At 66.6% G+C, this 23,059-nt stretch carries 22 protein-coding genes; 11 read left to right on the plus strand and 11 right to left on the minus strand.

Annotated elements, in window-relative coordinates; genetic code table 11:
• Positions 1-2: 2 nt before the first annotated feature.
• The 4 genes from CWC60_RS01475 to CWC60_RS01490 all read left to right on the plus strand — a co-directional run bounded on the left by CWC60_RS01475 (position 3) and on the right by CWC60_RS01490 (position 6,306).
• Positions 3-1,985: a TRAP transporter permease gene (locus CWC60_RS01475; RefSeq protein WP_164516310.1), complete on the plus strand. Its 1,983-nt coding sequence runs from the start codon at positions 3-5 to the stop codon at positions 1,983-1,985.
• 43 nt (positions 1,986-2,028) lie between these two features.
• The gene (locus CWC60_RS01480; protein ID WP_109792282.1) at positions 2,029-3,054 is read left to right on the plus strand and encodes a TAXI family TRAP transporter solute-binding subunit; all 1,026 of its coding nucleotides are present in this window, start codon (positions 2,029-2,031) and stop codon (positions 3,052-3,054) included.
• A gap of 71 nt (positions 3,055-3,125) precedes the next feature.
• A complete protein-coding gene (locus tag CWC60_RS01485) occupies positions 3,126-5,222 on the plus strand; it encodes an acetate--CoA ligase family protein (protein ID WP_109792283.1) in 2,097 nt (698 codons plus the stop codon).
• Between the two features lies 1 nt (position 5,223).
• Positions 5,224-6,306 (plus strand): NAD(P)H-dependent flavin oxidoreductase, encoded by a 1,083-nt coding sequence (locus CWC60_RS01490; RefSeq protein WP_109792284.1) that lies wholly within the window; start codon positions 5,224-5,226, stop codon positions 6,304-6,306.
• A 45-nt stretch (positions 6,307-6,351) separates the two neighbouring features.
• Here the strand turns inward: CWC60_RS01490 and CWC60_RS01495 are convergent, their stop codons facing one another.
• From CWC60_RS01495 to CWC60_RS01505, 3 genes are read right to left on the minus strand one after another with little or no spacing between them, the layout of a single operon-like run.
• The gene (locus tag CWC60_RS01495) at positions 6,352-7,701 is read right to left on the minus strand and encodes a sensor histidine kinase (protein WP_109792285.1); all 1,350 of its coding nucleotides are present in this window, start codon (positions 7,699-7,701) and stop codon (positions 6,352-6,354) included.
• Positions 7,701-8,402 carry a response regulator gene (locus CWC60_RS01500; RefSeq protein ID WP_206419711.1) on the minus strand — a complete coding sequence of 234 codons (702 nt, stop codon included), beginning with the start codon at positions 8,400-8,402 and terminating at the stop codon, positions 7,701-7,703. Before CWC60_RS01500 ends, CWC60_RS01495 begins: the two co-directional genes overlap by 1 nt.
• 5 nt (positions 8,403-8,407) lie before the next feature.
• Positions 8,408-8,905, minus strand: coding sequence for a MarR family winged helix-turn-helix transcriptional regulator (locus CWC60_RS01505; RefSeq protein ID WP_109792287.1), 498 nt, complete (start codon positions 8,903-8,905; stop codon positions 8,408-8,410).
• 72 nt (positions 8,906-8,977) lie between these two features.
• Between CWC60_RS01505 and CWC60_RS01510 the strand changes: the two genes are divergently transcribed.
• Together CWC60_RS01510 and CWC60_RS01515 are read left to right on the plus strand one after the other, a co-directional pair.
• On the plus strand, positions 8,978-9,865 hold the full coding sequence (locus tag CWC60_RS01510; protein WP_109792288.1) for a branched-chain amino acid aminotransferase: 888 nt from the start codon (positions 8,978-8,980) through the stop codon (positions 9,863-9,865).
• Positions 9,866-9,942: 77 nt separating this feature from the next.
• A complete protein-coding gene (locus CWC60_RS01515) occupies positions 9,943-10,545 on the plus strand; it encodes a hypothetical protein (protein ID WP_109792289.1) in 603 nt (200 codons plus the stop codon).
• A 60-nt stretch (positions 10,546-10,605) separates the two neighbouring features.
• On the opposite strand, the gene ctrA is transcribed toward CWC60_RS01515, so the two are convergent.
• Complete coding sequence (ctrA, locus tag CWC60_RS01520; protein WP_109792290.1) at positions 10,606-11,301, minus strand: response regulator transcription factor CtrA; 696 nt, start codon at positions 11,299-11,301, stop codon at positions 10,606-10,608.
• 189 nt (positions 11,302-11,490) lie between these two features.
• On the opposite strand from ctrA, the gene fliI reads away from it, so the two are divergent.
• From fliI to leuC, 3 genes are all read left to right on the plus strand, one after another.
• Positions 11,491-12,816, plus strand: coding sequence for a flagellar protein export ATPase FliI (gene fliI, locus CWC60_RS01525; RefSeq protein ID WP_109792291.1), 1,326 nt, complete (start codon positions 11,491-11,493; stop codon positions 12,814-12,816).
• Positions 12,813-13,232 carry a flagellar FliJ family protein gene (locus CWC60_RS01530; protein WP_109792292.1) on the plus strand — a complete coding sequence of 140 codons (420 nt, stop codon included), beginning with the start codon at positions 12,813-12,815 and terminating at the stop codon, positions 13,230-13,232. Before fliI ends, CWC60_RS01530 begins: the two co-directional genes overlap by 4 nt.
• A gap of 102 nt (positions 13,233-13,334) precedes the next feature.
• Entirely contained in the window at positions 13,335-14,744 is a 1,410-nt protein-coding gene (gene leuC / locus CWC60_RS01535; RefSeq protein ID WP_109792293.1) for a 3-isopropylmalate dehydratase large subunit, read from the plus strand.
• A gap of 4 nt (positions 14,745-14,748) precedes the next feature.
• On the opposite strand, the gene CWC60_RS01540 is transcribed toward leuC, so the two are convergent.
• Positions 14,749-15,075 carry a TM2 domain-containing protein gene (locus CWC60_RS01540; RefSeq protein WP_109792294.1) on the minus strand — a complete coding sequence of 109 codons (327 nt, stop codon included), beginning with the start codon at positions 15,073-15,075 and terminating at the stop codon, positions 14,749-14,751.
• A gap of 97 nt (positions 15,076-15,172) precedes the next feature.
• Between CWC60_RS01540 and leuD the strand changes: the two genes are divergently transcribed.
• A complete protein-coding gene (gene leuD, locus CWC60_RS01545) occupies positions 15,173-15,781 on the plus strand; it encodes a 3-isopropylmalate dehydratase small subunit (protein ID WP_109792295.1) in 609 nt (202 codons plus the stop codon).
• A 152-nt stretch (positions 15,782-15,933) separates the two neighbouring features.
• Complete coding sequence (gene leuB / locus CWC60_RS01550) at positions 15,934-17,046, plus strand: 3-isopropylmalate dehydrogenase (protein WP_109792296.1); 1,113 nt, start codon at positions 15,934-15,936, stop codon at positions 17,044-17,046.
• A gap of 193 nt (positions 17,047-17,239) precedes the next feature.
• On the opposite strand, the gene CWC60_RS01555 is transcribed toward leuB, so the two are convergent.
• The 6 genes from CWC60_RS01555 to CWC60_RS01580 all read right to left on the minus strand — a co-directional run bounded on the left by CWC60_RS01555 (position 17,240) and on the right by CWC60_RS01580 (position 22,960).
• On the minus strand, positions 17,240-18,601 hold the full coding sequence (locus CWC60_RS01555) for a TRAP transporter large permease (protein ID WP_109792297.1): 1,362 nt from the start codon (positions 18,599-18,601) through the stop codon (positions 17,240-17,242).
• Positions 18,602-18,604: 3 nt separating this feature from the next.
• On the minus strand, positions 18,605-19,255 hold the full coding sequence (locus tag CWC60_RS01560) for a TRAP transporter small permease (RefSeq protein WP_241147883.1): 651 nt from the start codon (positions 19,253-19,255) through the stop codon (positions 18,605-18,607).
• A gap of 75 nt (positions 19,256-19,330) precedes the next feature.
• The gene (locus CWC60_RS01565; RefSeq protein ID WP_109792401.1) at positions 19,331-20,332 is read right to left on the minus strand and encodes a TRAP transporter substrate-binding protein; all 1,002 of its coding nucleotides are present in this window, start codon (positions 20,330-20,332) and stop codon (positions 19,331-19,333) included.
• 78 nt (positions 20,333-20,410) lie between these two features.
• On the minus strand, positions 20,411-21,007 hold the full coding sequence (locus tag CWC60_RS01570) for a DUF3501 family protein (protein ID WP_109792298.1): 597 nt from the start codon (positions 21,005-21,007) through the stop codon (positions 20,411-20,413).
• Between the two features lie 86 nt (positions 21,008-21,093).
• Complete coding sequence (locus CWC60_RS01575) at positions 21,094-22,446, minus strand: heterodisulfide reductase-related iron-sulfur binding cluster (protein WP_109792299.1); 1,353 nt, start codon at positions 22,444-22,446, stop codon at positions 21,094-21,096.
• A 97-nt stretch (positions 22,447-22,543) separates the two neighbouring features.
• Positions 22,544-22,960, minus strand: coding sequence for a rubrerythrin family protein (locus CWC60_RS01580; protein WP_109792300.1), 417 nt, complete (start codon positions 22,958-22,960; stop codon positions 22,544-22,546).
• Positions 22,961-23,059: the final 99 nt, after the last annotated feature.

Genomic DNA, 23,059 nt, shown 5'->3' on the forward strand with positions numbered 1-23,059 from the left:
AAATGAGCACACGTTCCGACCTGGAGCCCGATCAGCCGCTGCCGGACGACGGGGCGATCCCCCCGCCGGCAGACCCGATCTCCCGCGCCTTCCGGATCGTCGGCCTGGCGCTGGCGGCGCTGATCGCCGTTCACGCGATCTACGTCGCCTTTGTCGGGCAGTATGTAAGTCCGGAACTGATCCGGGCCGGCGCACTGTTCATCTGCGCCGCCATCGTCGTCTTCACCTCGCCGCTGGCGGCCAACCTGAAGGTCACGGCGGCGCCGTTGGTGGTCCTGCTCTGGGCCGTGGACCTCGTGCTGCTCGCCAATCTGGGCTTCGCGTGCTGGAACTTCCTCGACAAGATCGACGACATCGAGAATCTCGTCGTTTCCTTCTCGGACTTCGATCAGGCGACGGCGCTGCTGGCGGTGCTGACCCTGCTGGAACTGACCCGCCGCGCCTTCGGCATCGTGCTGGCCGGCGTCGGGCTGATCACCCTGCTCTACTGCCTGTTCGGCCAGGACCTGCCCTGGATCTTCCGCCATTCGGGCTTCAGCCTGGAACTGACCATGGAGATCATCTGGTTCGGTGTGCAGGGTATCTTCGGCGATCCCGTGGGCATCGTCGTGCTGCTGATCTTCATCTTCATCGTCTTCGGCGCCCTGCTGGAAGGCACCGGCGCGGGCAACGTCATGATCCGCATGGCGCTGGCCGCGACGGCGGGGACGCGCGGCGGGCCCGCGCACTCCGCGATCATCGCCTCCTCCATCTTCGGCATGTCGTCGGGTTCGGTGGTGGCGAACGTCGTCGGCACCGGCGTGGTCACCATACCGCTGATCAAGCGCCGCGGCTTCAAGGGATCCTTCGCCGGTGCGGTGGAGGCCGCCGCCTCGACAGGCGGCCAGATCATGCCGCCGGTGATGGGCGCCGCCGCCTTCCTGATGGTCAGCCTGGCCGGCGTCCCCTACCAGACCATCTGCATCGCGGCACTGATCCCGGCGCTGCTTTACTACGGCAACCTGTTCGTCTCGGTCGGTCTTGAGGCCCGCCGCCTCGGCCTGAAGCCGACGCCCAGGGCCGAACGGCTGAAGATCACCGCCGACGACTGGCTGAAGTCGCTGATGTTCTTCATACCCATCGGCGCGATCATCGGCACCCTCGCGGCCGGCCGCTCGCCTTCGATGGCCGGTTTCTGGGCCGTGGTCGCGACCATCGTCGCCGGCTTCGCGCTCAACGCCGCGCTTCGGCGCGATCCGGCGCGGCTGCTGACCGCCCTCGCCAAGGGGGGCGTCGCGGGCGCGCGGATCATGATGGCGGTCGGCACCATCGGCGTCCTGATCGGTGTCTTCAACCTGACCGGCCTGGGGCTCAAGTTCGCCACCCAGGTGGCGCTGCTGGGCGACCAGTCGCTGTTCATTGCGCTGCTGCTGGCGGCCGGGTCGTGCCTGATCCTCGGCATGGGCATGCCGACGCTGCCGGCCTATCTGATCATCGTCCTGGTGCTCGGCCTGGCGATGAAGAAGCTGGGCGTGCCGGACCTCTCGATCCACCTGTTCGTGTTCTACTTCGGCGTCCTGTCCGCAGTAACGCCGCCGGTGGCGCTCGCCGCCGTGGCCGCCGCGCCAATCGCCGACGCCGAACCGATCCGAACCGGGATCGATGCACTGAAACTCTCGCTGGTGGGCTTCATCATTCCGTTCGTCTTCATCTACGAACCGTCGATCCTGCTGGTGGTGGTGGAGTTCGATCCGGTGGCCTTCGTCTGGGTCATGGCGCGGCTGTTGTTCGCCATCTGGCTGCTGTCGACGGCGCTGATCGGCTGCGAGATCGACCGGCTGCCCCTCTGGGCGCGCGCAGCCCGCCTGGCCGCCGGCTTCCTGCTGATCGTCGACTACACCCAACTCCAGTTCGCCGGCGTTGCGCTCGGGGCCGTTCTCATCGCCACCGAGACCTTTGCGGTGCGCCGGCGGCTGGCCGCCCAGCAGGGGGGCGGCGACGACTGACCCCCGCACGACCAACCGTCTTCAACAGGGAGGAACCCAATAAATGAAACGACGGACATTCCTGGCCGCTGCGGCGGCCATGACAACGGCCCTGGCGCTGAGCGGCGCCCAGGCCCAGGACAAGAAGTTCATCACGATGGACAGCTTCCCGGCAGGATCGACGCCGGGACAGTTCAGCATCGCCTTCACCCAGATCGTGCAGAAGCACCTGCCGATCGAAATTCAGGTGTCGGTGGGCAAACCGGCCACCAAGTCGGCGGTGGACGCGTCGCAGCAGAAGGTCGACCTGTTCCTGACGGCGCCGACCATCAACCAGTTCATGCAGACCAAGACGGCGATGTTCGCCAAGGTCGAGAACGCGCCGGAGCTGAACAGCAACCTGCGCAACATCCTGAACTACAACCTGGGTCCGTATCACATTGTCGTCTACGAGGATTCCGGCATCAAGTCGCTCAACGACTTCAAGGGCAAGAAAGTCTTCCTCGGTCCGCCTGCCGGCGCGGCGACCAAGGTCGCGACCCAGATCATGGAGGCGGCGACCGACCTGGTTCCGGGGGAGGACTACGAGGTCATGCGTTATGACTGGCAGTCTGCCGAGACCGCGTTCCTCGACCGGCAGATGGACGTCTATATCGCGCCCACCACACTGCCGAGCCCGTCGGTGCAGCAGTTTGCCCTGGTTTCGCCCATCCGCATCCTCGGCATTCCGGAACACGCTTGGGACAAACCGTCCATGAAGGCAGCCCTGGGCCTGCCAGGCCGGACCATTCAGGACATTCCAGCCGGCACCTACGACAACCAGGCGAACAAGGAAGACGTCAGGACAATCGGCTCATGGGTCGGCCTCGGCACCCACAAGTGGATGGACGAGGAGACGGTCTACAACATCACCAGGGCGCTCTGGGAGAACATCGCCGAGCTGCACGCCACGGCTGCGTGGATGAAGGGCATCAACAAGGACACCCTCTTCCACGAGAGCAACATCCCGCTGCACATCGGCGCATACCGCTATTACAAGGAAGCCGGCTTCGACGTGCCGGAAGACCAGATCCCGCCCGAGGCGAAATAGTCACGACCATCTTTGGGGGTGCGGTCCGTCCGCGCCCCCTTTTTGTGCCTTTCATTGACGAGTACGCATCCATGTCGAGAAAACAGAACCTGAAGCGCATGTTCGAGGCGCGTTCGATCGCCGTGATCGGCGCCTCGGGCGACGCCACGCGGATCGGCGGCCGGCCGGTCGCCATGCTGAAGTCCATGGGCTACCGGGGCGAGCTTCACCCGATCAACCCCAACCGCGACGAAGTGCAGGGCCTGAAGGCCTATCCGTCGATCGCCGAAGTGCCCGGCGCCGTCGATCTGGCCATCTGCGCCGTGCCCGGCGCGCTGGTCGAGGACGTGCTGAAACAATGCGCCGCCAGGGGCGTCGCCGGCGTCATCGTCTTCGCCGGCGGCTTCGCCGAGGTCGGCGGTGAAGGCGTCGAGGCGCAGGCCCGGCTGGCCGCGATCGGCCGTGAAGCGGATATGCGCATCATCGGGCCGAACTGCATGGGCTTCGCCAACTTCGCGCTGAACATGCCGGCCAGCTTCCATCCCGCCTTCGCGCGGCCCATGCCGGAAGGCCGCATCGGCCTGGTCAGCCAGTCCGGCGCGTTCGGGGGGCTGTCGGCCATCATGGCGATGGACCGCGGCGTCGGCTTCCGCCACGTGCTGACGACGGGCAATGAGGGGGACGTCGGCGTCGCCGACTGCCTCGACTATCTGGTCGACGACCCTGGCACCGAGGTCATTCTGCTCTATATCGAGGGCGTTCGCGACGGACCGGCCTTTCTCGACGCCCTTGCCCGCGCGAGGAAGGCGCAGAAGCCGGTCGTGGCGGTCAAGCTCGGCCGCACCGACGCCGGCGCGCGCGCCGCCCAGTCGCACACATCGGCGCTGGCCGGTGCGGACGCGATCTACGACGCCGTGTTCCACCAGTTCGGCGTTCACCGGGTCAGCTCGATCGAGGAATTCTTCGACCTCGGCGCGTCCATCGCCGTCGGCGGCCGTCCGCCCGGCGACCGCACGGCGCTTGTCACCGTCTCCGGCGGCGTCGGCGTTCTGATGGCCGACGACGCCGCGGCGCGCGGTCTCGACGTCGCCGAGCTGCCGGCTCCCACCCAGGCCAGGTTCAAGGAAATCGTGCCGTATGCAGGCGTCAACAACCCGCTGGACGTGACCGGCCAGATCATCAACCAGCCTGACCTGTTCGAAAAGGCGATGCGGTTGGTGCTGGACGAAGGCGATTACGATTCGGTCGTGGGTTTCCAGGGCGCGACGCTGTCGGTCCCGGAAAACGTCGAGCCCAGCCTGCAGATGTGGCGCTCGCTGAAGGCCGACTACCCGGACAAGACCTTCGCCGTCTCGAGCCTGATGTCCGATGAAGCCCAGCATCTGTTCGAGGGCGCCGGCGTGCCGGCCTTCCGGGAAGCCACCCACGCGACACGCTATGTCGCCGCCGGGGCCCATTTCACCCGCGCATTCGCCACGGACTTCGCCTGGAACCCGGAAGTCCGGGAAACGACGCCGCTGGCCGCGGGCCCCTACACCGAGGCGAGGGCCCTGGAGACGCTGGCGGCCGCCGGGGTGCCGGTCATGCCGACCCGGCTCGCCGGCAGCGCCGAGGCGGCCGTCGAAGCCGCGGCGGCGCTGGGCTTTCCGGTGGTGATGAAGATCGTCTCACCCGACATCGTGCACAAGACGGATGTCGGCGGCGTGCGGCTGGGCCTCGGCTCGGCCGAAGATGTGCGCGCGGCCTACGGAGAGATGATGACGACCGTCGCCGCGAAGGCGCCCGAGGCGAAGCTGGAAGGCGTGCTGCTCGCGCCGATGATCTCCGGCGGCGTCGAAACGATCATGGGCGTCCATGTCGATCCGATTTTCGGACCGGCGGTGATGTTCGGCCTGGGCGGCGTGTTCGTGGAGGTGCTGAAGGACGTGACCTTCCGCGTCGCCCCCTTCGACGCGGTGGAAGCGCGGCGCATGATCGACGAGATCAGGGGCCGCGCCATGCTGGATGGCGTGCGCGGCGCCCCGCCCGCGGACGTCGGTGCGCTGGCCGAAGCGCTGGCGGCGATGTCGCGCTTCGCTGCCGCCCACCGCGACCAGATGGCCTCGGTGGACGTCAATCCTTTCGTCGTTCTGCCCGAAGGCCGGGGCGCCATGGCGCTCGACGCCGTGATCGAGTTGAAGGACGCGTGAAATGACCTCTACCCTGCAGACACCGATCGGTGATCGCTTCGGCCTGAAATATCCGATCTTCGGCTTCGCCCACTCCATCGACGTCGTCTGCGCGCTGGCGGAGGCCGGCGGCATGGGCGTCTGGGGGGCGACGCGGGAGACGCCGGAGGAGATCGAGCGTGGCCTGGCCGAGATCCGCCGCCGCATCGGCAGCCGGCCCTTCGGCATCGATCTGGTGCTGCCGCGGGGCATGCCGAAGACCGCCGACAAGGCCGCGATCGAGGCGGAACTGCCCGAAGATCACAAGGCCTTCGTGAAGGGAATCTACGAGAAATACGGCGTGCCGGCGGCGACAAGGCCCGGCATGCGCTCGCGTTTCCTCCGCTCCGACGAAGTCGCCGAGGCGCAGATCGCCGCCGTGCTGGCGTCCGATGTCGACCTGTTCGCCTGCGGCATCGGCGCGCCGGCCGACGCCGTGGCCCATGCCAAGGCCGACGGCAAGACCACCCTCGCGCTGGTCGGCAGCGCCCGCCATGCCGAGGCCGCAATCCGCAACGGCGCGGAGATCATCGTCGCGCAGGGCTATGACGCCGGCGCGCATACCGGACAGATCGGCACCTTCTCCCTGATTCCGCAGGTTGTCGACGCCTGCGGCGACATCCCCGTGCTCGCCGCCGGCGGAGTAGCCACGGGCCGCCATATCGCCGCATCCTACGCGCTCGGCGCGCAAGGGGTCTGGCTCGGTACGGCCTGGCTGACCACCCACGAACATGCGCTGCAGGACGTCCTGGTCGAAAAGCTGCTCGCCGCGGGCAGCGACGACACCGTCATCAGCCGCGCCGATTCCGGCAAGACGCTGCGCCAGATCCGCTCCGCCTGGTCGGAGGAATGGGCCGCGCCTGGCGCCCCGGCTCCGCTGAAGATGCCCTATCAGGACATCCTGGTCGGCGATCTGCTGGGCGCCATCGACGAGCACGGCGTCGAGCCTCTGATGCACCACCCGGCCGGCCAGTCCATCGCCTACAGCCGCGAGCGCAAGTCCGTCGCCGACGTGGTCGCCGAACTCGTCGGCGAGGCCGAAGAGACGCTGACCCGCCTCTCCTGATCCGCGGCGCGCCACCTGCGCGAGACCCGGGCCACCGAACAGGCCTCAGACCGGTATCCGCATCTCCACGCGCAGGCCGCCGCCCGGCGCATCGAGCAGGCGGATGTCGCCGCCATGGCGGCGCACCACGTCCCGGGCGATGGTCAGGCCCAGCCCGGCGCCGCTCTGGTCCGGACCGCGGGCATTGTCGAGGCGGCGGAAGGGCCGGAAGACCTCGACGCGCTGGTTGGCGGGAATGCCCGGCCCGTTGTCGTCGATGCGGATGAGAATCTGGTTCGCCCGCCGCTCCGCCTGGAGCACGATGGAGGTGGCGAAGCGCCGGCTGTTGTCGAGCAGGTTGACCAGACACCGTTTCAGCGCATTCGGCCGCCCCATCATCTGCATGTCGCCCGTCACGCGCGTCTCGATGCCGACGCCCTGGCGCAGCATGTCGGCCCCGACCGCGGCGATCAGGTCGCGCAGGTCAAGCGGCTCCGCCGGTTCCTGGTCCTGGCCGCGGGCAAAGGCGAGATAGTCGTCGACCATGCGCTGCATGTCGGCGACATCGCTGCGCAGCGCCTCGATCTCCGGCGATTCCCCCAGCATGGCGAGCTGCAGCTTCATCCGCGTGAGCGGCGCGCGCAGGTCGTGGCTGACCCCTGCCAGCATCTCGCTGCGCTGCTCGATCTGGCGGGTCAGGCGGTTCTTCATCTCCAGCAGGTTGCGCGCCGCCTGGCGCACCTCCGCCGCGCCGCTGGGCCGGAAGTCCGGCGCCTCCTGTCCCTTGCCGAACTTCTCCGCCGCCGAGGCAAGCCAGCGGATCGGGCGCACCTGGTTGCGCAGGAACAGGATGGCGATGATCAGCGCCACCACGGAGGTCAGGAGCATGCCGACGATGACCACTTCCAGGGTCAGCGTGTAGAGCCGGGTATCGCGTGTGGTCATGCGCAGCACGCCGTCGGCCATCTCGACAGAGACGATGAAATTGCGCGGTTCCGTTTCCGTGTCGATCAGGAACGGCCGCTGCAACCGCTGCACCAGAAAGCGCGCCAGCATCCGGTCCTTCAGCGAGAAGTCGGATTCGTCGTAGGTCGTCGGCGTGACCGGGTTGTCCAGCGTGTCGCCGGGGAAGTACTGCACCCGCAGGCCGAGGCTGCGCGCGGCGACGTTGAAGATGTATTCGCGCGACTCCGGGTCCGGATCGCGTCGGATCTGCTCGATGATCATGACGATCTCGCCGGCCACGCCGTAGGCCATGTGGGCGGAGACGGACTTCCAGTGCCGTTCGTAGAACAGCCAGGCGACGATCGCCTGCAGCACGATCATGGGCATGATGATGATCAGCAGCGCCCTGGGGAACAGCCGCTTGGGCAGCGCGCGCCGGAGGCCCAGATCGAACGGGAAGGGAATCCGCATCAGGCCTGGTCCGCCGGCTCCGCGTGCAGGACGTAGCCTTCGCCGCGAACGGTCTGCAAATGCACGGGATTGCGCGGATCGCGCTCCAGCTTTCGTCTGAGCCGGGTGATCTGCACGTCTATGGCGCGTCCCGATGCATCGCCGTCATTGCCGATATTACCCGCCAGGGCCTCCCGGCTGAGCGTCTCGCCGGGCCGGGCGGAGAGCAGGAACAGCAGCGCCGCCTCGCCGGAGGTCAGCCGCACCGGCTCGCCCTCCCGCGAGAGACGCTTCGAACTCCTGTCGAAGCTGTAGACGCCGAAGCGGATGACGCGCTCCGTTCTGAGACGCCGCTCGCGGCGCAGGATGGCCTGGACCCTGAGCAGCAGTTCCTTCGGCTCGAATGGCTTTGGCATGTAGTCGTCGACGCCGGCCTCGAGCCCGGAGATGCGGTCGGCCGCCTCCCCAAGCGCGGTCAGCATCAGGATCGGCACGTCATGGCCCAGCTTCCTCAGCCGCTGTGCGAAACTGCGCCCGTCCTCGCCCGGCAGCATGACGTCGAGGATCAGCAGGTCGAAGACGATGCCCCGAAGCCGGCCTTCGGCGTCGGCCGTGTCCGGCGCCTCGGAAACGCGGTAGCCGTTGGCGCCGAGATAGCGTTTCAGCAGATCGCGCAGCCGGCTGTCGTCATCGACGATCAGGATGTGGGCCGCGTCCTCCAATCCGTTCAGTCCTTTTCGATCATCGCCAGCACCTCGGCCCGGTCGCCCGGATCGATCAGCGCCTTGAGCACAGCGGTATAGCCGTGCACGGCGTCGATGCCCGCTTCGGCGAAAGCCTCGGCGACCAGGCGGCGTTGCGGCGCCGAGCAGGCCGCCTCCAGCTCCCGTCCGCGATCGGTCAGGTGCAGGTGGCGCAGCCGCTTGTCGCGCCGGCCCTTGACCTGTTCGATGTAGCCGTCGTGGATCAGCGCGCCCAGCACACGCGAGAGCGACTGCTTGGTTATCCGCAGGATCCGCAGCAGCTGTTGCACCGTGATCCCCGGATTCCGGCCCACGAAATGGATCACGCGATGGTGCGCGCGCCCATAACCGAAATCGGCGAGGACCTCGTCGGGGCCGGACGTGAAATCGCGGTAGGCGAAGAACAGGAGTTCGATCGCCTGACGCACCGCGGGTTCCTCCGGCGCCAGGCTGGCCGAGCTCAACTTATTTAAGTCAACCATGTTGACATATATTCCTCACAATGTTACGAAACGCATGCCCTTGGAGACACATTCGTACAAACGAGGCCGAAAATGAGCAACTTCGCCGACCTGGACGGTCTGATCTGGTACAACGGAGAACTCGTTCCGTGGCAGGACGCCAATGTGCACGTGCTGACGCATGGCCTGCACTATGCCAGTTGCGTATTCGAGGGTGAACGGGTTTATGGCGGCGAGATCTTCAAGCTGACCGAGCACAGTCAGCGCCTGGTCCGCTCCGCCGAACTGCTGGACTTCGAGATCCCGTATTCCGTGGAGGAGATCGACGCAGCGTGCCGTCAGACGGTGGAGGCCAACAGCATCGTCGACGGCTATGTCCGGCCCGTGGCCTGGCGCGGCAGCGAGATGATGGGCGTCTCTGCCCAGTCGAATCGCATCAACCTGGCCATCGCCGTCTGGGAGTGGCCGAGCTACTTTGCGCCGGAGGAGCGCCTGCGCGGCATCCGGCTGCAGATTTCGAAGTGGCGGCGGCCCGACCCGGCGACGGCGCCGACGGATTCCAAGGCCGCCGGCCTCTACATGATCTGCACCCTTTCGAAACACCGGGCGGAATCGGAAGGCTATCAGGACGCGCTGATGCTGGACTGGCGCGGCCGGGTGGCCGAGGCGACCGGCGCCAACATCTTTTTCTCCAAGGACGGCGTGCTGCACACGCCGACGCCGGACTGCTTCCTGGATGGCATCACCCGCCGTACGGCCATCGAACTCGCGGGCCGGCGCGGCATCAAGGTGGTGGAGCGCCCGATCATGCCCGAGGAGATGGCCGATTTCGAGGAATGCTTCCTGACCGGCACCGCCGCAGAGGTGACGCCGGTGCGCGAGATCGGGCCCTACAGCTTCCAGCCGGGGACGATCTGCGAGCAGCTCATCGCCGACTATGACGCCGAGGTGCGCCGCAAGAACAGCGCCGCCGCAGCCTGAAACACGGCATTCACCTTTCGCCGGAGGGGCGGTTCTCCTATATGGGGGCCGCCCCTTTCATTTGCGGGAGACATCCCTTGGCGAACGGTCCGAAGAAGAACCAGAGCGGCGGCGAGCGGCGGCAGGGCCCGTCCGGTCCCCGGCGCACATCCACCGGCGCCCGGCACGGGTCGCCCGGCGCGCGCGGGCGCGGCCGCGGCGACGACCTCATCGTCCCGAAGGATGCGCTGACCGTGTGGCGGGACGACGGGCTGACCCAGTTCAAGTTCGCTGTCATCGAGGTCGACGAGACGCGCAGCAACCAGAAACTGGAAGCCGTGGCGCGGGCGCGGGCTGAACCCGTCGAGGCGGCGCTGACCTACGCCTATCTGCTGGATCGCCCGCAGAGCACGATCTGGTGGCGTGAATGGGCCGGTTACGAACTGGAGGACGAACTGCTGGCCGCCGCCGTCCTGGCGCGGCCCGCCATCAGGGCGAAGCTCGACGCCTTCGATCCGAAGGACAACGAGTGGGGCATCGAGGATATCGAGGACTACAGGGATGTCCTGGTCCACGCCCATCACGAGGAAATCGACGAAGCCGATATCCGCAACGGTTTCCGGCGCTGGCTACAGACCCTGCCGCCGGATGCGCGGCGTCTGCTGGCGAAGGATCTGAAGGCCTGGCGCCGCCCGAAATGAGAAACGCTCCGGACCGGGGACCGGAGCGTTCCGAATTCACAGGATGAAAGCGGAGCGAACTCAGGCGGCGGCTTCGGCCGCCTCCGGATCGCGCAGCACATAGCCGCGGCCCCACACCGTCTCGATGTAATGGTCGCCGCCGGTGGCCGAGGCAAGCTTCTTGCGCAGCTTGCAAATGAAGACGTCGATGATCTTCAGCTCCGGCTCGTCGAGACCGCCATAGAGATGGTTGAGGAACATTTCCTTGGTCAGCGTGGTGCCCTTGCGGAGCGATAGCAGCTCCAGCATCGCGTATTCCTTGCCGGTCAGGTGGATGCGCTGGGCTTCGACCTCGACGGACTTGGTGTCCAGGTTGACCGTCAGCTTGCCGGTGCGGATGACCGACTGGGCATGACCCTTGGAGCGCCGTACGATCGCATGAATGCGGGCGACCAGTTCCTCGCGGCGGAACGGCTTGGTGATGTAGTCGTCGGCGCCGAAGCCGAGACCCTTCACGATATCGCCCACGTCGCCCATGCCCGAGAGGATCAGGACCGGGGTGTCGACCTTGGAAACCCGAAGACGCTTCAGCACGTCATAGCCGTGCATGTCGGGCAGGTTCAGGTCCAGCAGGATGATGTCGTAGTCGTACAGCTTGCCCAGGTCGAGGCCTTCCTCGCCCAGATCCGTCGCATAGACGTTGAAGCCATCCGAAGCCAGCATCGTCTCGATGCCGCGCGACATTGCCATGTCGTCTTCGATCAACAGCACACGCATCCTGAGGTTCCTCGCAAAGGTAACGGCCTTGGTGAAGCAACTTGCGGCATTAATCTTAACCGAGGGTTAACGCCGTTAACAATTCTGAACGCGGGGATAACCGTGACCTGCATCGTGTTTACCCGGAATTAAGCCTGACCGGGGAATCATCGCTCCAGTCATCGGGACCGGAGATAGGGGATCGGCGCGTTGCGGACTTTGCTGGCTGAACTTGATCGGATCTCGTCGCGCAGCCACTACGGACGGGTCTCGGCCGTCCAGGGACTGATGGTCGAAATCGCCGGCATCGCCTGGCGGCTCAGCGTCGGCGCGCGCGTGGAGCTGGCGGCCCGCGACGGCCGCCAGGTGGAAGCCGAGATCGTTGGCTTCCGCGGCGACCAGGCGCTCGCCCTGCCCTTCGGCGCGCTCGACGGCGTCGGCATCGGCTGCAAGGCCGCCGTCAAGTCGGACCAGCCGGAAATCCGCCCCGACGTTTCCTGGCTCGGCCGGGTGGTCAACGCTCTGGGCGAACCCATCGACGGCGGCCCGCCGCTCGTCGCCGGCCCCCGCACCTGCCTGCTGCGCGCCCGCCCGCCCTCGGCGCATCTGCGCGACCGCGTGGGCGAGCCGCTGGATACCGGCGTCCGCGCCGTGAACACGTTCCTGACCACCTGCCGCGGCCAACGCATGGGCATCTTCGCTGGCTCGGGCGTGGGCAAGTCGGTGCTGCTTTCGATGTTCGCCAAGTACACGGAGTCCGACGTCGCCGTGATCGGCCTGATCGGCGAACGCGGCCGCGAGGTGAAGGAGTTCGTCGAGGACTATCTGGGCCCCGAGGGACTGGCCCGGTCCATCGTCGTGGTCTCGACCTCCGACGAGCCGCCGCTGATGCGCCGCCAGGCCGCGCACCTGACCCTGACGCTGGCCGAATTCTTCCGCGACGAGGGCCGCGAGGTCATGTGCATGATGGATTCCGTCACGCGCTTCGCCATGGCCCAGCGCGAGATCGGCCTTTCCGCCGGGGAGCCGCCCGCCTCCAAGGGCTACACGCCCTCGGTGTTCGCCGAATTGCCGCAGCTGCTGGAACGCGCCGGCCCGGGCGCCAATGGCTGCGCCATAACCGGCCTGTTCACCGTTCTGGTGGAGGGCGGCGACCATGACGAGCCCGTGGCCGACGCGGTGCGCGGCATCCTGGACGGCCATATCGTTCTCGACCGCTCGATCGCCGAGCGCGGACGCTACCCGGCCATCGATATCCTGAAGTCCATCTCGCGGACCATGCCCGCCTGCCAGACGCCCGAACAGCGCCAGGTGGTGCGCCGGGGACGCGAACTGCTGGCGACCTTCGAGGAGATGGGCGAGATGATCCGCATCGGCGCCTACCGCAAGGGCGCCGATCCCCGCATCGACGAGGCCATCGCCTACAACCCGCAGCTCGAGGCCTTCCTGACGCAGGACATGAACGAGAAGGCGCCGCTGGACGAGGGCTTCGCCGAACTGGCCGGCATCGTCCGGGCCGAGAGGGCCGCAGCATGAAGACTCTGGAACGCCTGGTGGAGATGGTCCGGCTGGACCTGGAGCAGAAGCGCCGCACGGTGAACGACCTGGAGGCGATGCGGCAGGGCTTCGCCGACCGCATCATCTCCATCGACAACGAGATCGCCCACGAGATGCGCTCCGCCCGGACCGATCCCTTGCTGACGGACGGCCTCGGCCGCTTCATCCAGACGGCGCGGGATCGCCAGGTTCGCCTGCGCGAGTCGCTGGCCGAGGTCGACCGGCAGCTCGAGTTCGCCCGCGAGCAGGTGACGGAAGCGTTCCAGGAGAAGAAGCGCTACGAGATCGTCCTGGAACGGCGCCGGCTGGAACGCCGCAAGGCCGCGGACCGCCGGGAGCAGCTCCGCCTCGACGAGATCGGCCTGCGCCGCGCCATGCGCCAGCGCGCGCCCTGAACCCCGGCCCCTTCCCCGCCATTGCGATTGACCTGACGCCCGCCGGAGCCTAGGGAATAGCGCAATTCATGCCAAGCCTGCCCGGGGAAGAGACTGCCGATCATGACCGCGCCTAGGACCCTCTACGACAAGATCTGGGACTCCCACCTCGTCGAGAACCGCGAGGACGGGACCGCCATCCTCTATATCGACCGCCATCTGGTCCACGAGGTGACCAGCCCGCAGGCCTTCGAGGGTCTGCGCACGGCCGGGCGCAAGGTGCGCCGTCCCGACGCCACGCTCGCCGTCGCCGACCACAACGTCCCCACCACGGACCGCAGCGTCGGCATCGCCGACGAGGAAAGCCGCATCCAGGTCGAGACGCTGGAGAAGAACTGCGCCGATTTCGGCGTGCCCTATTTCGGCATGGACGACATCCGCCAGGGCATCGTCCACATCATCGGCCCGGAGCAGGGCTTCACCCAGCCGGGCATGACCATCGTCTGCGGCGACAGCCACACGGCAACTCACGGCGCCTTCGGCGCGCTGGCCTTCGGCATCGGCACCTCCGAAGTGGAGCACGTGCTGGCGACCCAGTGCCTGCTGCAGGGCAAGTCGAAGAACATGCGCATCACCGTCGAGGGCGATCTGCCCGTCGGCGTCACGGCGAAGGACCTGATCCTGGCCATCATCGGCCGCACCGGCACCGCCGGCGGCACCGGCCACGTCATCGAATATGCGGGCTCGGCCATGCGCGGCCTGTCCATGGAAGGCCGCATGACCGTCTGCAACATGTCGATCGAGGCGGGCGCCCGCGCCGGCCTGATCGCGCCCGACGACGTCACCTTCGAATATCTCAAGGGCCGCCCCATGGCGCCGAAGGCCGGCGCCTGGGAACAGGCGGTGCAGTACTGGAAGTCCTACGCCTCCGATCCCGGCGCGCGCTACGACAAGGAAATCGAGCTTGCCGCCGCCGACATCGCGCCGCACGTCACCTGGGGCACCAGCCCGCAGGACGTGGCCCCGATCACCGGCCGTGTACCCGACCCCGCCGAGATCGACGACGAGATCCAGCGCAGTTCCATGGAACGCTCGCTCACCTACATGGACCTGAAGCCCGGCGTGAAGCTGACCGATGTCGCCATCGACAAGGTCTTCATCGGCTCCTGCACCAACGGCCGGATCGAGGACCTGCGCGCCGCCGCAGCGATCGCGAAGGGCCGCAAGGTCGCCGGCAATGTCCACGCCATGATCGTGCCCGGCTCCGGCCTGGTAAAGGAGCAGGCCGAGCAGGAAGGCCTGGACCGGATCTTTGTCGAGGCCGGCTTCGACTGGCGCGAACCCGGTTGCTCCATGTGCCTGGCGATGAACGCCGACCGCCTGGAGCCGGGCGAGCGCTGCGCGTCGACGTCCAACCGGAACTTCGAGGGCCGGCAGGGCCGCGGCGGACGCACCCATCTGGTGAGCCCGGCCATGGCCGCCGCGGCCGCGATCGCCGGCAAGCTGGCCGACGTCCGCGACTATCAGGGCTGACGGGTCAGTAGCCCCGCTCGATCCGGTCGACCACGGCGTTGTTCTCCGCCCGCACCATGCCGGGAATGAGGAACAGGTCGAGGAACCACCAGACCGCCCAGGGGATCAGCAGGAAGTAGCCGATCAGGATGAAGGCCAGGCCGCTGCCGGCGGCCCACATCAGCAGCATGATCAGGCCGGAAACCCAGCGGCCGAGATAGAAGCGGTGCAGCGCCAGCCAGCCGAGGAAGAACCAGAGCAGATAGGTGATGACGATCGATTTGACGTTGGCCTGATAGCGCGCCGAGGCGGTCTCGTCCTTCGGGTCGGGAAAGCGGGCGTCCGTGGGCATGGGTCTGATCTCCGTCGCCGAGGATCGGCTTGTACTTTAACTATGCGCCGCCCGGCGCTATGACAATGCGCACGCGTCCCGAGGGAGTGAGGCAGACATGCAGAAATTCGACCGGCTGAAGGCCATCGCCGCGCCGATGAAGGTCAACAACATCGACACGGACATGATCATCCCCAAGCAGTTCCTGAAGACGATCAAGCGGGAAGGCCTGGGCGTGCATCTGTTCGACGAGGCGCGCTATGCCGACGACGGCGCGGAGATCCTGGATTTCGTGCTCAACCGGGAGCCCTATCGCGGCGCGAAGATCCTGGTCGCGGGGAAGAACTTCGGCTGCGGTTCCAGCCGCGAGCACGCGCCATGGGCGCTGCTCGACTTCGGCATCCATTGCGTCATCGCCGAGAGCTTCGCCGACATCTTCTACAACAACTGCGCCAAGAACGGCATCCTGGCGGTCTCCCTGCCCAAGGAGGCGGTCGACTACCTGCTGGCGGACGCGGCCGAGGGCCTGGAGCTGGAGGTCGACCTGGAGACGCAGACGGTGAAGGCTTCCAACGGCAAGGTCTTCGAGTTCGAGATCGACCCCTTCCGCAAGCACTGCCTGCTGAACGGCCTGGACGATATCGGCCTGACCATGCAGTCCGCGCCCGCCATCGACAGCTTCGAGAGCGGCCAGAAGAACGCGCAGCCCTGGCTGTATCGCGCCTGATCCATGTTTCTGTCATCCCCGCCGTCGCGCCGCGGCGCGCGGGGATCGGGCGGCGGCTCACGCCAGTTCGGCTCCCGATCCCCGAGTCGTCCGGCGGTCCCGGACCGGTCGGGGATGACAACTGAAATGACCGCACGAGGGGAAAACACGAAATGGCTTCGAACCGCAAATTGCTGATCCTGCCGGGCGACGGCATCGGGCCGGAGGTGATGGGCACGGTCCGCAAGGTGATCGACTGGATGGACAGGCGCCGCGCCGTCAGCTTCGACGTGGACGAGGATCTGGTGGGCGGCGCCGCCATCGACAAACACGGCGCGCCCGTGACCGATGCGACCGTCGACAAGGCCATGAACTGCGACGCAGTGCTGCTGGGCGCCGTCGGCGGCCCGAAGTGGGACGACCTGCCCTTCGAGCGGAAGCCGGAGCGCGGCCTGCTGCGGCTGCGCAAGGATCTCGGTCTGTACGCCAATCTCCGCCCGGCAATCTGCTTCGATGCACTGGTCGAGGCCTCGACGCTGAAGCCCGAGATCGTCGCCGGCCTGGACATCATGATCATCCGCGAGCTGACCGGCGGCGTCTATTTCGGCGAGCCGCGCGGCATCGAAACCCTGCCCAACGGGGAGCGCCGTGGTGTCAATACTCAGGTCTACACCACGTCCGAAATCCGGCGTGTCGCGGCCGTCGCCTTCGATCTCGCCCGCAAGCGTTCCAACCGGGTCTGCTCGGTGGAGAAGGCGAACGTGATGGAGTCCGGCGTGCTCTGGCGCGAGGAGGTGACGAAGCTCCACGGGGAACAGTTCTCCGACGTCGAGCTCAGCCACATGTACGCCGACAACTGCGCCATGCAGCTCGTCCGCGCGCCGAAGCAGTTCGACGTCATCGTCACCGACAATCTGTTCGGCGACATGCTTTCCGATGCCGCGGCGATGCTGACCGGCTCGCTCGGCATGCTGCCTTCGGCCTCGCTGGGCGACGTGGACGAGAGCGGACGGCGCAAGTCGCTCTACGAGCCGGTGCACGGCTCTGCGCCCGACATCGCCGGCCAGGGCAAGGCCAATCCGCTGGCGACACTGCTCAGCTACGCCATGTCGCTGCGCTACACCTTCGACCTGCCGGAGGATGCGGACCTGATCGAGCAGGCGGTCAACAACGTCCTCGCCAAGGGCCTGCGCACCCCCGACATCATGGCGAGCGGCATGGCCGCCGTCTCGACGGCGACGATGACCGACGCCCTGATTCAGGAGCTGGACAAAATGGCGGCATGACGCCTGTTCGTTAAGCATTGTGCTTGCGTAACGGTGTCTCCGGCCATACCCTGAAACCTCGACGCCCAAGTCTCGGGAGGAAGCCGGTCGAGCGCCGCCGACAGATGCGCGCCGCCGGTCCAGCGAAGGCGACAACGAAAAGAGCCGTGATCGAAGGATCCGGCTCTTTTTTCTTTGCGCGGATTGCGCGCGCCTACTGCGTGATGATCTCCGGGCCCATGAAGGCTGTCGGCAGGAAGGTCGACAGCCAGGGCACGTAGGTCACCAGGATCAGGAACAGGAACAGGATCCCGAGCCAGGGTAGGGCCGCGCGGACGACGGCCATCATCGGCATCCCGGCGACGCCGGAAGTCACGAACAGGTTGAGCCCGACGGGCGGCGTGATCATTCCGATCTCCATGTTCACCACCATGATGATGCCGAGATGGATCGGGTCGATGCCAAGCTCGATGGCGATGGGAAAGACCAGCGGCGCGACGATGACGATCAGGCCAGAGGGCTCCATGAACTGACCGCCGATCAGCAGGATCACGTTGACCACGATCAGGAACATGATCGGCCCGAATCCGGCCTCCAGCATGGCGCTGGCGATGGACTGCGGGATCTGTTCGTCCGTCAGCACATGCTTCAGGATCAGCGCGTTGGCGATGATGAACAGCAGCAGGATGGTCAGCTTGCCGGCCTCGAACAGCGTCGCCTTGGTGTCCGGGTGGACGAAGGCCGTCAGCAGCGCGGCCGGGTTGCGCCACAGCTTTCTGCCGCCCTTCAGAGGGCCCATGTCCCTGTAGACGAAGTTGGCGATCAGGAAGGCGTAGACCGCCGCCACCGCGGCCGCTTCGGTGGGCGTGAAGATGCCGCCGTATATGCCGCCCAGGATGATGACGATCAGGAACAGGCCCCAGGCCGCATCCATCGCCGATTCCAGGATCTCCCGGAAGCCCGCCCAGGGCTGCGCCGGCAGGCCCTTGATGCGGGCGGCGATGTAGATGCCGATCATCAGCATGACGCCGGCGACGAGGCCGGGGATGACGCCGGCCAGGAACATGCGTCCGACCGAGACGTCTACCGCGGAGGCGTAGACCACCATGACGATGGAGGGCGGGATCAGGATGCCCAGCGTGCCGGCGTTGCAGATCACACCGGCGGCGAATTCGCGGCTGTAGCCGACCTTGATCATGCCGGCGATGACGATGGTGCCGATGGCGACCACGGTAGCCGGAGACGAGCCGGAGAGCGCCGCGAACAGCATGCACGCGAAGACGCCGGCGATGGCCAGCCCGCCGCGCAGATGGCCGACGCAGGCGATGGCGAAGCGGATGATGCGCCGGGCCACGCCGCCCGTCGACATGAAGGCGGAGGCGAGGATGAAGAACGGGATCGCCAGCAGCGTGTAGTGCCCGGCGAAGGCGTTGAACAGCGTCTGCGCGATGGAGCCGAGCGAGCTGTCGGAAAAGATCAGCAGGAAGCCGATCGATGACAGGCCGAGGGCGACGGCGATGGGCACGCCGATCAGCAGCAGCCCGATCACCATGGTGAAGAGAAGCGCGACTTCCATGGACTAGCGTCGCTCCCCCGGGTCAGGCAGGTCGGTGATCCGGTCGACCGGCGCCACGCCGGCGCTGTCGATATCGGTCTCGTGGGCGGCGATCAGCGTCTCCTGCTCGCCCTTCAGGACGCGCCAGCCGGCCTGCAGGAAGCGGAAGGTGAGCAGCGCCATCCCCAGCGGCAGGGCGAAATAGGGGATGAAGCGCGGCATCTTCTCATAGCGCTCGCCCTCGTTCAGCCAGTCGGAGAGGAACTGCAGGAAGGCCGGCATCGGAATGTCGTTGACCTCGTACCAGACCTGCCGGCCGAAGAACGGCGACCAGTATTGCCAGGCGCCGATCAGCAGCAGGATCGAGAAGGCGAGGCAGCAGACCACCGAGGTCAGGACCAGGATCCTGCGCACCGGCGGCGAGGCGAGACCGATCACCGCGTCCACTCCCAGATGCGCCGTGATCTTCACGCAATAGGACGCGCCCAGCAGGACCAGCCAGGCGAAGAGGAACACCGTGGTCTCCAGCGCCCAGAGAATGTTGTCGTTGAAGACGTAGCGGGCGATGACGTTGGCGAAGGTCACCAGCGTCATCAAGCCGAGCAGGAGGGCGATCAGCGTCTCCTCGATCTGGTCGACGACCCGGCCTGCGCCGGATTTCGGCTCGGCATTCACCCTGAGGTCCCCCCGGCCCGGCCGCCCGGGCGGCCGGTCGGGCCGCCGTACGAATACGGCGGCCCGCGGCGCCTGTCAGTTGGAGACGTTGTAGGAGACGGCGGCGTCGATCAGGTCCTGACCGATGTCGTCCTTGAACCGGTCCCAGACGGGCTTCATCGCATCGACCCAAGCCTGGCGCTGTTCCGCCGAGAGGGTGCGCACGGGGCTGCCCGCGGCGATGATGAGTTGCTTGTTGTGCTCGTTGACCGAGGTGGATTCGGCGTTCCGGGTCTGGGTCACTTCGGCGAGGATGGTCGAAAACTGATCGCGTACATCGGCGTCGAGGCCGTTCCACCAGTCCGTGGATGTCACCACCAGATAGTCGATGATGCCGTGGTTGGTCTCGGTCACGCCGTCCTGAACCTCGAAGAACTTCTGGCCGTAGATGTTCGACCAGGTGTTCTCCTGACCATCGACCACGCCGGTCTGCAGCGCGCCGTAGACCTCGGAGAAGGCCATCTTCTGCGGATTGGCGCCGATCGCCTCGAATTGGGCCTGCAGCACGTCCGACTGCTGGATGCGGAACTTCAGGCCTTCGGCGTCGGACGGGTGGATCAGCGGCTTGTTGGCCGACATCTGCTTCATGCCGTTGTGCCAGAAGGCGAGCCCGGTCAGGCCGCGGCGCTCCATCGACGTCTTCAGCTTCTGCCCGTCGGGCGAGTTCTGGAAGCGGTCGACGGCGTCGACATCGGTGAAGACGAAGGGCAGATCGAAGATGCGGAACTTCTTGGTGAACTTCTCGAACTTCGACAGCGACGGCGCGGCGAGCTGGACGTCGCCGGCCAGCAGCGCCTCCAGCACCTGGTCGTCGTTGTAGAGCTGGGAGCTCGGGAAGACCTGCATGCAGGCCTTGCCGTCCATCTCCTTGTTGACGCGCTCGGCCAGCAGGCTGGCGGCAATGCCCTTGGGATGCTTGTCGGTGTTGGTGACGTGGCTGAACTTGATGACGGTTTCGCCGTCCTGGCAGTCGGCATGGGCCGCGCCAGCGGCGAGAACCAGCGCCGCGGCGGCAGCGGTAGCGGCTAGGAATTTCATGATCATGCCTCCCTGTGGCTTATTGATCTTGTCGTCATTCTCAATACGCCAATCCCGAAGGCCCGGCAACGTCGACGCTCAGACGAGATCGCCGGCCAGGGAAGCCACCTGGTCGGGGGAGAGGATCGCGATGTGGTTGTAGTTGCGGTGCCCGATGCGGAGCTGCACCTCTGCGCCGCCCTTCTTCAGCGCCGCCGCCTGCGTCTCGCTCAGCGGGAAGCTGAAGAAGTGCACCGAGGACGCCTTGCCGTCGGCGGTCGTGCGGTCGACGTCGTCGTCGGCCACGCCCTTCGCCGTCTCGCCGTCGATGACAAGAGCCACCGTCTCCTCGATGCCGCCCAGGGTCGAAAGCTCGCGGTGACGGCGCACCGGATCCTCGATTTCGATCATCATGGTCGCGGTCAGGTTGCGGCCGCCAGGGATCAGCGGCGCGTAGGCCGTGATCTCGTCGGCGAGTTGCGCGTCGCCGCCGCGCTCCACCCGGAGCATCTCCTGGACCTGCCACCACATGGTGAAATAGCTCTCGAAATAGACCGAACAGAAGGGCCCGACATCGACGCGGCGGTGCTTCTTGTGGGCGCGGAGTTCGGCCTGAAGCTCCTTGCGGCGCGCCTCGAATTCCTCGACCGGAATGATGTCCTCGGGCTTCAGTTCGGTCTTGCTCTCGATCTGCATTCTACGGTCTCCATCAGTTTGGCTGTCCCCGCCCGGCGGGCGGACACCGTCCCGGCATGGACAGGCGCCGGCGCCGTGGACATCGTTCAGATCAGGCCGCAGGCCCGGGCAAACAGCTCTACCGGGTGATGTGATGTCTTCGGCGGCGCATGGAAGTTGTCCGGGTTCTCCCCGTTGAGGATCTCCATGCCCTGGAGCATGTGCATGCCGGCCAGCGGGCATTCCGAAGCCACGTATTCCTTGCCTTCGCGGCCGGCCGCCCGGGCGGCGTTCTTGCCCACCTTCAGCGCGGTCTCGAAGTTCTCCTTCTTGATGCCCCAGCTGCCGCCGTGGCCCGAGCAGCGCTCGATGATCTTGAGATCGCTGTCGGGGATCAGGCGCAGCATCTCGGCCGCCTTCTGGCCGATGTTCTGGGCCCGCGCGTGACAGGCCAGATGCAGGCTGACGCCGCCGTCCAGCGGCTTCGGCTTCACAGCCAGTCCCTCGCCCTTGGCGATCTCGACGATGTACTGGGCAACGTCTCGGGTGGCTTCGGCCAGACGCCTCACCGCCGGGTCGTCGGGCAGCAGCAGCGGCCATTCGAATTTCAGCATCAGCGCGCAGGACGGCACCAGGGCTATGATGTCATAGCCATCGTCCAGCCAGGGCTTCATCGCCGCGGCCACGCGCCGGGCCCGGCCGGCGACATCGGCCAGATCGCCGTGCTCGAGCTGCGGCATGCCACAGCATTCGGGATACTCGACCACGGTCTCGACGCCATTGGCGGCCAGGATGGCCTGGGTCGCCTCGCCGATGCCGGGGTTGTTGTAGTTCACGAAACAGGTCGCGTAGAGCACCGCCTTGCGCCCGGCGGCCGGCGCCTCGCGGTTCACCTCGGGGCCGTGCGCGGCGCGGGAGGCAAAGCTCTTCGAATGGAACTTCGGCAGCTCGGCCTTGCGGTCGACGCCGGCCACGTCCTCCAGGATCGGTCGCGTCAGACCGTTGCCGGTCTTCGTGGCCCAGTTCGCCAGCGGCGCGGCCATGCCGGCGAGGCGCCCGTTGCGGTCGGTGCGGGTAAGCTGATCGTCCCAGAAGCCCTTGCCCTTCGCCTTGTGCTCGGCGGCGCGGTGGCGGAGCATCAGGTGCGGGAAATCGAGCATGAACTCGTGCGGCGGCGTGTAGGGACAGGTCGACATGAAGCACATGTCGCAGAGCGTGCAGGCGTCGACGACGGGCTTGAAGCCATCCGAGGAAACGCTGTCCAGCTCGCCCGTCTCGCTCTCGTCGATCAGATCGAACAGCCGGGGAAAGCTGTCGCAGAGATTGAAACAGAGCCGGCAGCCATGACAGATGTCGAAGACCCGGCGCAGTTCGGCATCAATGGCCTCGGCGTCGTAGAACTCGGGATCCTGCCAGTTGAGCGGAATGCGCTGGGGCGCCTCGAGACCGCCTTCGCTCATGTCGATGGCTCCTGATAAATGACGTAACGGGAAATGATCTTGCAGTCGGACGAGCGGGCGGCCCCGTAAGGGACCGCCCGAACGTCGGCAGGGCTGCTCAGCCCAGCGTGTCCAGCGCCTTCTGGAAGCGGCCGGCGTGGCTCTTCTCGGCCTTGGCCAGAGTTTCGAACCAGTCGGCGATCTCGTCGAAGCCCTCGTCGCGCGCGGTCTTCGCCATACCCGGGTACATGTCGGTGTATTCGTGGGTTTCGCCCGCGATGGCAGCCTTCAGGTTCTCCTGGGTGGAGCCGATCGGCTCGCCGGTGGCCGGGTCGCCGACCTCCTCCAGGAACTTCAGATGGCCGTGCGCGTGGCCGGTCTCGCCCTCGGCGGTCGAGCGGAAGACCGACGAGACGTCGTTGAAGCCTTCGACGTCGGCCTTCTGCGCGAAATAGAGATAGCGGCGATTGGCCTGGGATTCGCCCGCAAAGGCTTCCCTCAGGGACTGTTCGGTCTTGCTTCCCTTGAGCTGCATGGTGCTCTCCTCCAGGTGATGCTTGGCATTGCGCGGCGCCTTCGCAGCGCTCGCAGTATTTCTAGCCAAGCATGGAGGAAGCGTCAACTAGATTAGAAT

The sequence above is a fragment of the Minwuia thermotolerans genome, assembly GCF_002924445.1.
Lineage (GTDB): Bacteria > Pseudomonadota > Alphaproteobacteria > Minwuiales > Minwuiaceae > Minwuia > Minwuia thermotolerans.

Coding starts and splice junctions, on each gene's coding strand:
- CWC60_RS01475 (WP_164516310.1), top strand. CDS start 3: ATGAGCACACGTTCCGACCTGGAGCCCGATCAGCCGCTGCCGGACGAC.
- CWC60_RS01480 (WP_109792282.1), top strand. CDS start 2,029: ATGAAACGACGGACATTCCTGGCCGCTGCGGCGGCCATGACAACGGCC.
- CWC60_RS01485 (WP_109792283.1), top strand. CDS start 3,126: ATGTCGAGAAAACAGAACCTGAAGCGCATGTTCGAGGCGCGTTCGATC.
- CWC60_RS01490 (WP_109792284.1), top strand. CDS start 5,224: ATGACCTCTACCCTGCAGACACCGATCGGTGATCGCTTCGGCCTGAAA.
- CWC60_RS01495 (WP_109792285.1), bottom strand. CDS start 7,701: ATGCGGATTCCCTTCCCGTTCGATCTGGGCCTCCGGCGCGCGCTGCCC.
- CWC60_RS01505 (WP_109792287.1), bottom strand. CDS start 8,905: ATGGTTGACTTAAATAAGTTGAGCTCGGCCAGCCTGGCGCCGGAGGAA.
- CWC60_RS01510 (WP_109792288.1), top strand. CDS start 8,978: ATGAGCAACTTCGCCGACCTGGACGGTCTGATCTGGTACAACGGAGAA.
- ctrA (WP_109792290.1), bottom strand. CDS start 11,301: ATGCGTGTGCTGTTGATCGAAGACGACATGGCAATGTCGCGCGGCATC.
- CWC60_RS01530 (WP_109792292.1), top strand. CDS start 12,813: ATGAAGACTCTGGAACGCCTGGTGGAGATGGTCCGGCTGGACCTGGAG.
- leuC (WP_109792293.1), top strand. CDS start 13,335: ATGACCGCGCCTAGGACCCTCTACGACAAGATCTGGGACTCCCACCTC.
- CWC60_RS01540 (WP_109792294.1), bottom strand. CDS start 15,075: ATGCCCACGGACGCCCGCTTTCCCGACCCGAAGGACGAGACCGCCTCG.
- leuD (WP_109792295.1), top strand. CDS start 15,173: ATGCAGAAATTCGACCGGCTGAAGGCCATCGCCGCGCCGATGAAGGTC.
- leuB (WP_109792296.1), top strand. CDS start 15,934: ATGGCTTCGAACCGCAAATTGCTGATCCTGCCGGGCGACGGCATCGGG.
- CWC60_RS01555 (WP_109792297.1), bottom strand. CDS start 18,601: ATGGAAGTCGCGCTTCTCTTCACCATGGTGATCGGGCTGCTGCTGATC.
- CWC60_RS01565 (WP_109792401.1), bottom strand. CDS start 20,332: ATGAAATTCCTAGCCGCTACCGCTGCCGCCGCGGCGCTGGTTCTCGCC.
- CWC60_RS01570 (WP_109792298.1), bottom strand. CDS start 21,007: ATGCAGATCGAGAGCAAGACCGAACTGAAGCCCGAGGACATCATTCCG.
- CWC60_RS01575 (WP_109792299.1), bottom strand. CDS start 22,446: ATGAGCGAAGGCGGTCTCGAGGCGCCCCAGCGCATTCCGCTCAACTGG.
- CWC60_RS01580 (WP_109792300.1), bottom strand. CDS start 22,960: ATGCAGCTCAAGGGAAGCAAGACCGAACAGTCCCTGAGGGAAGCCTTT.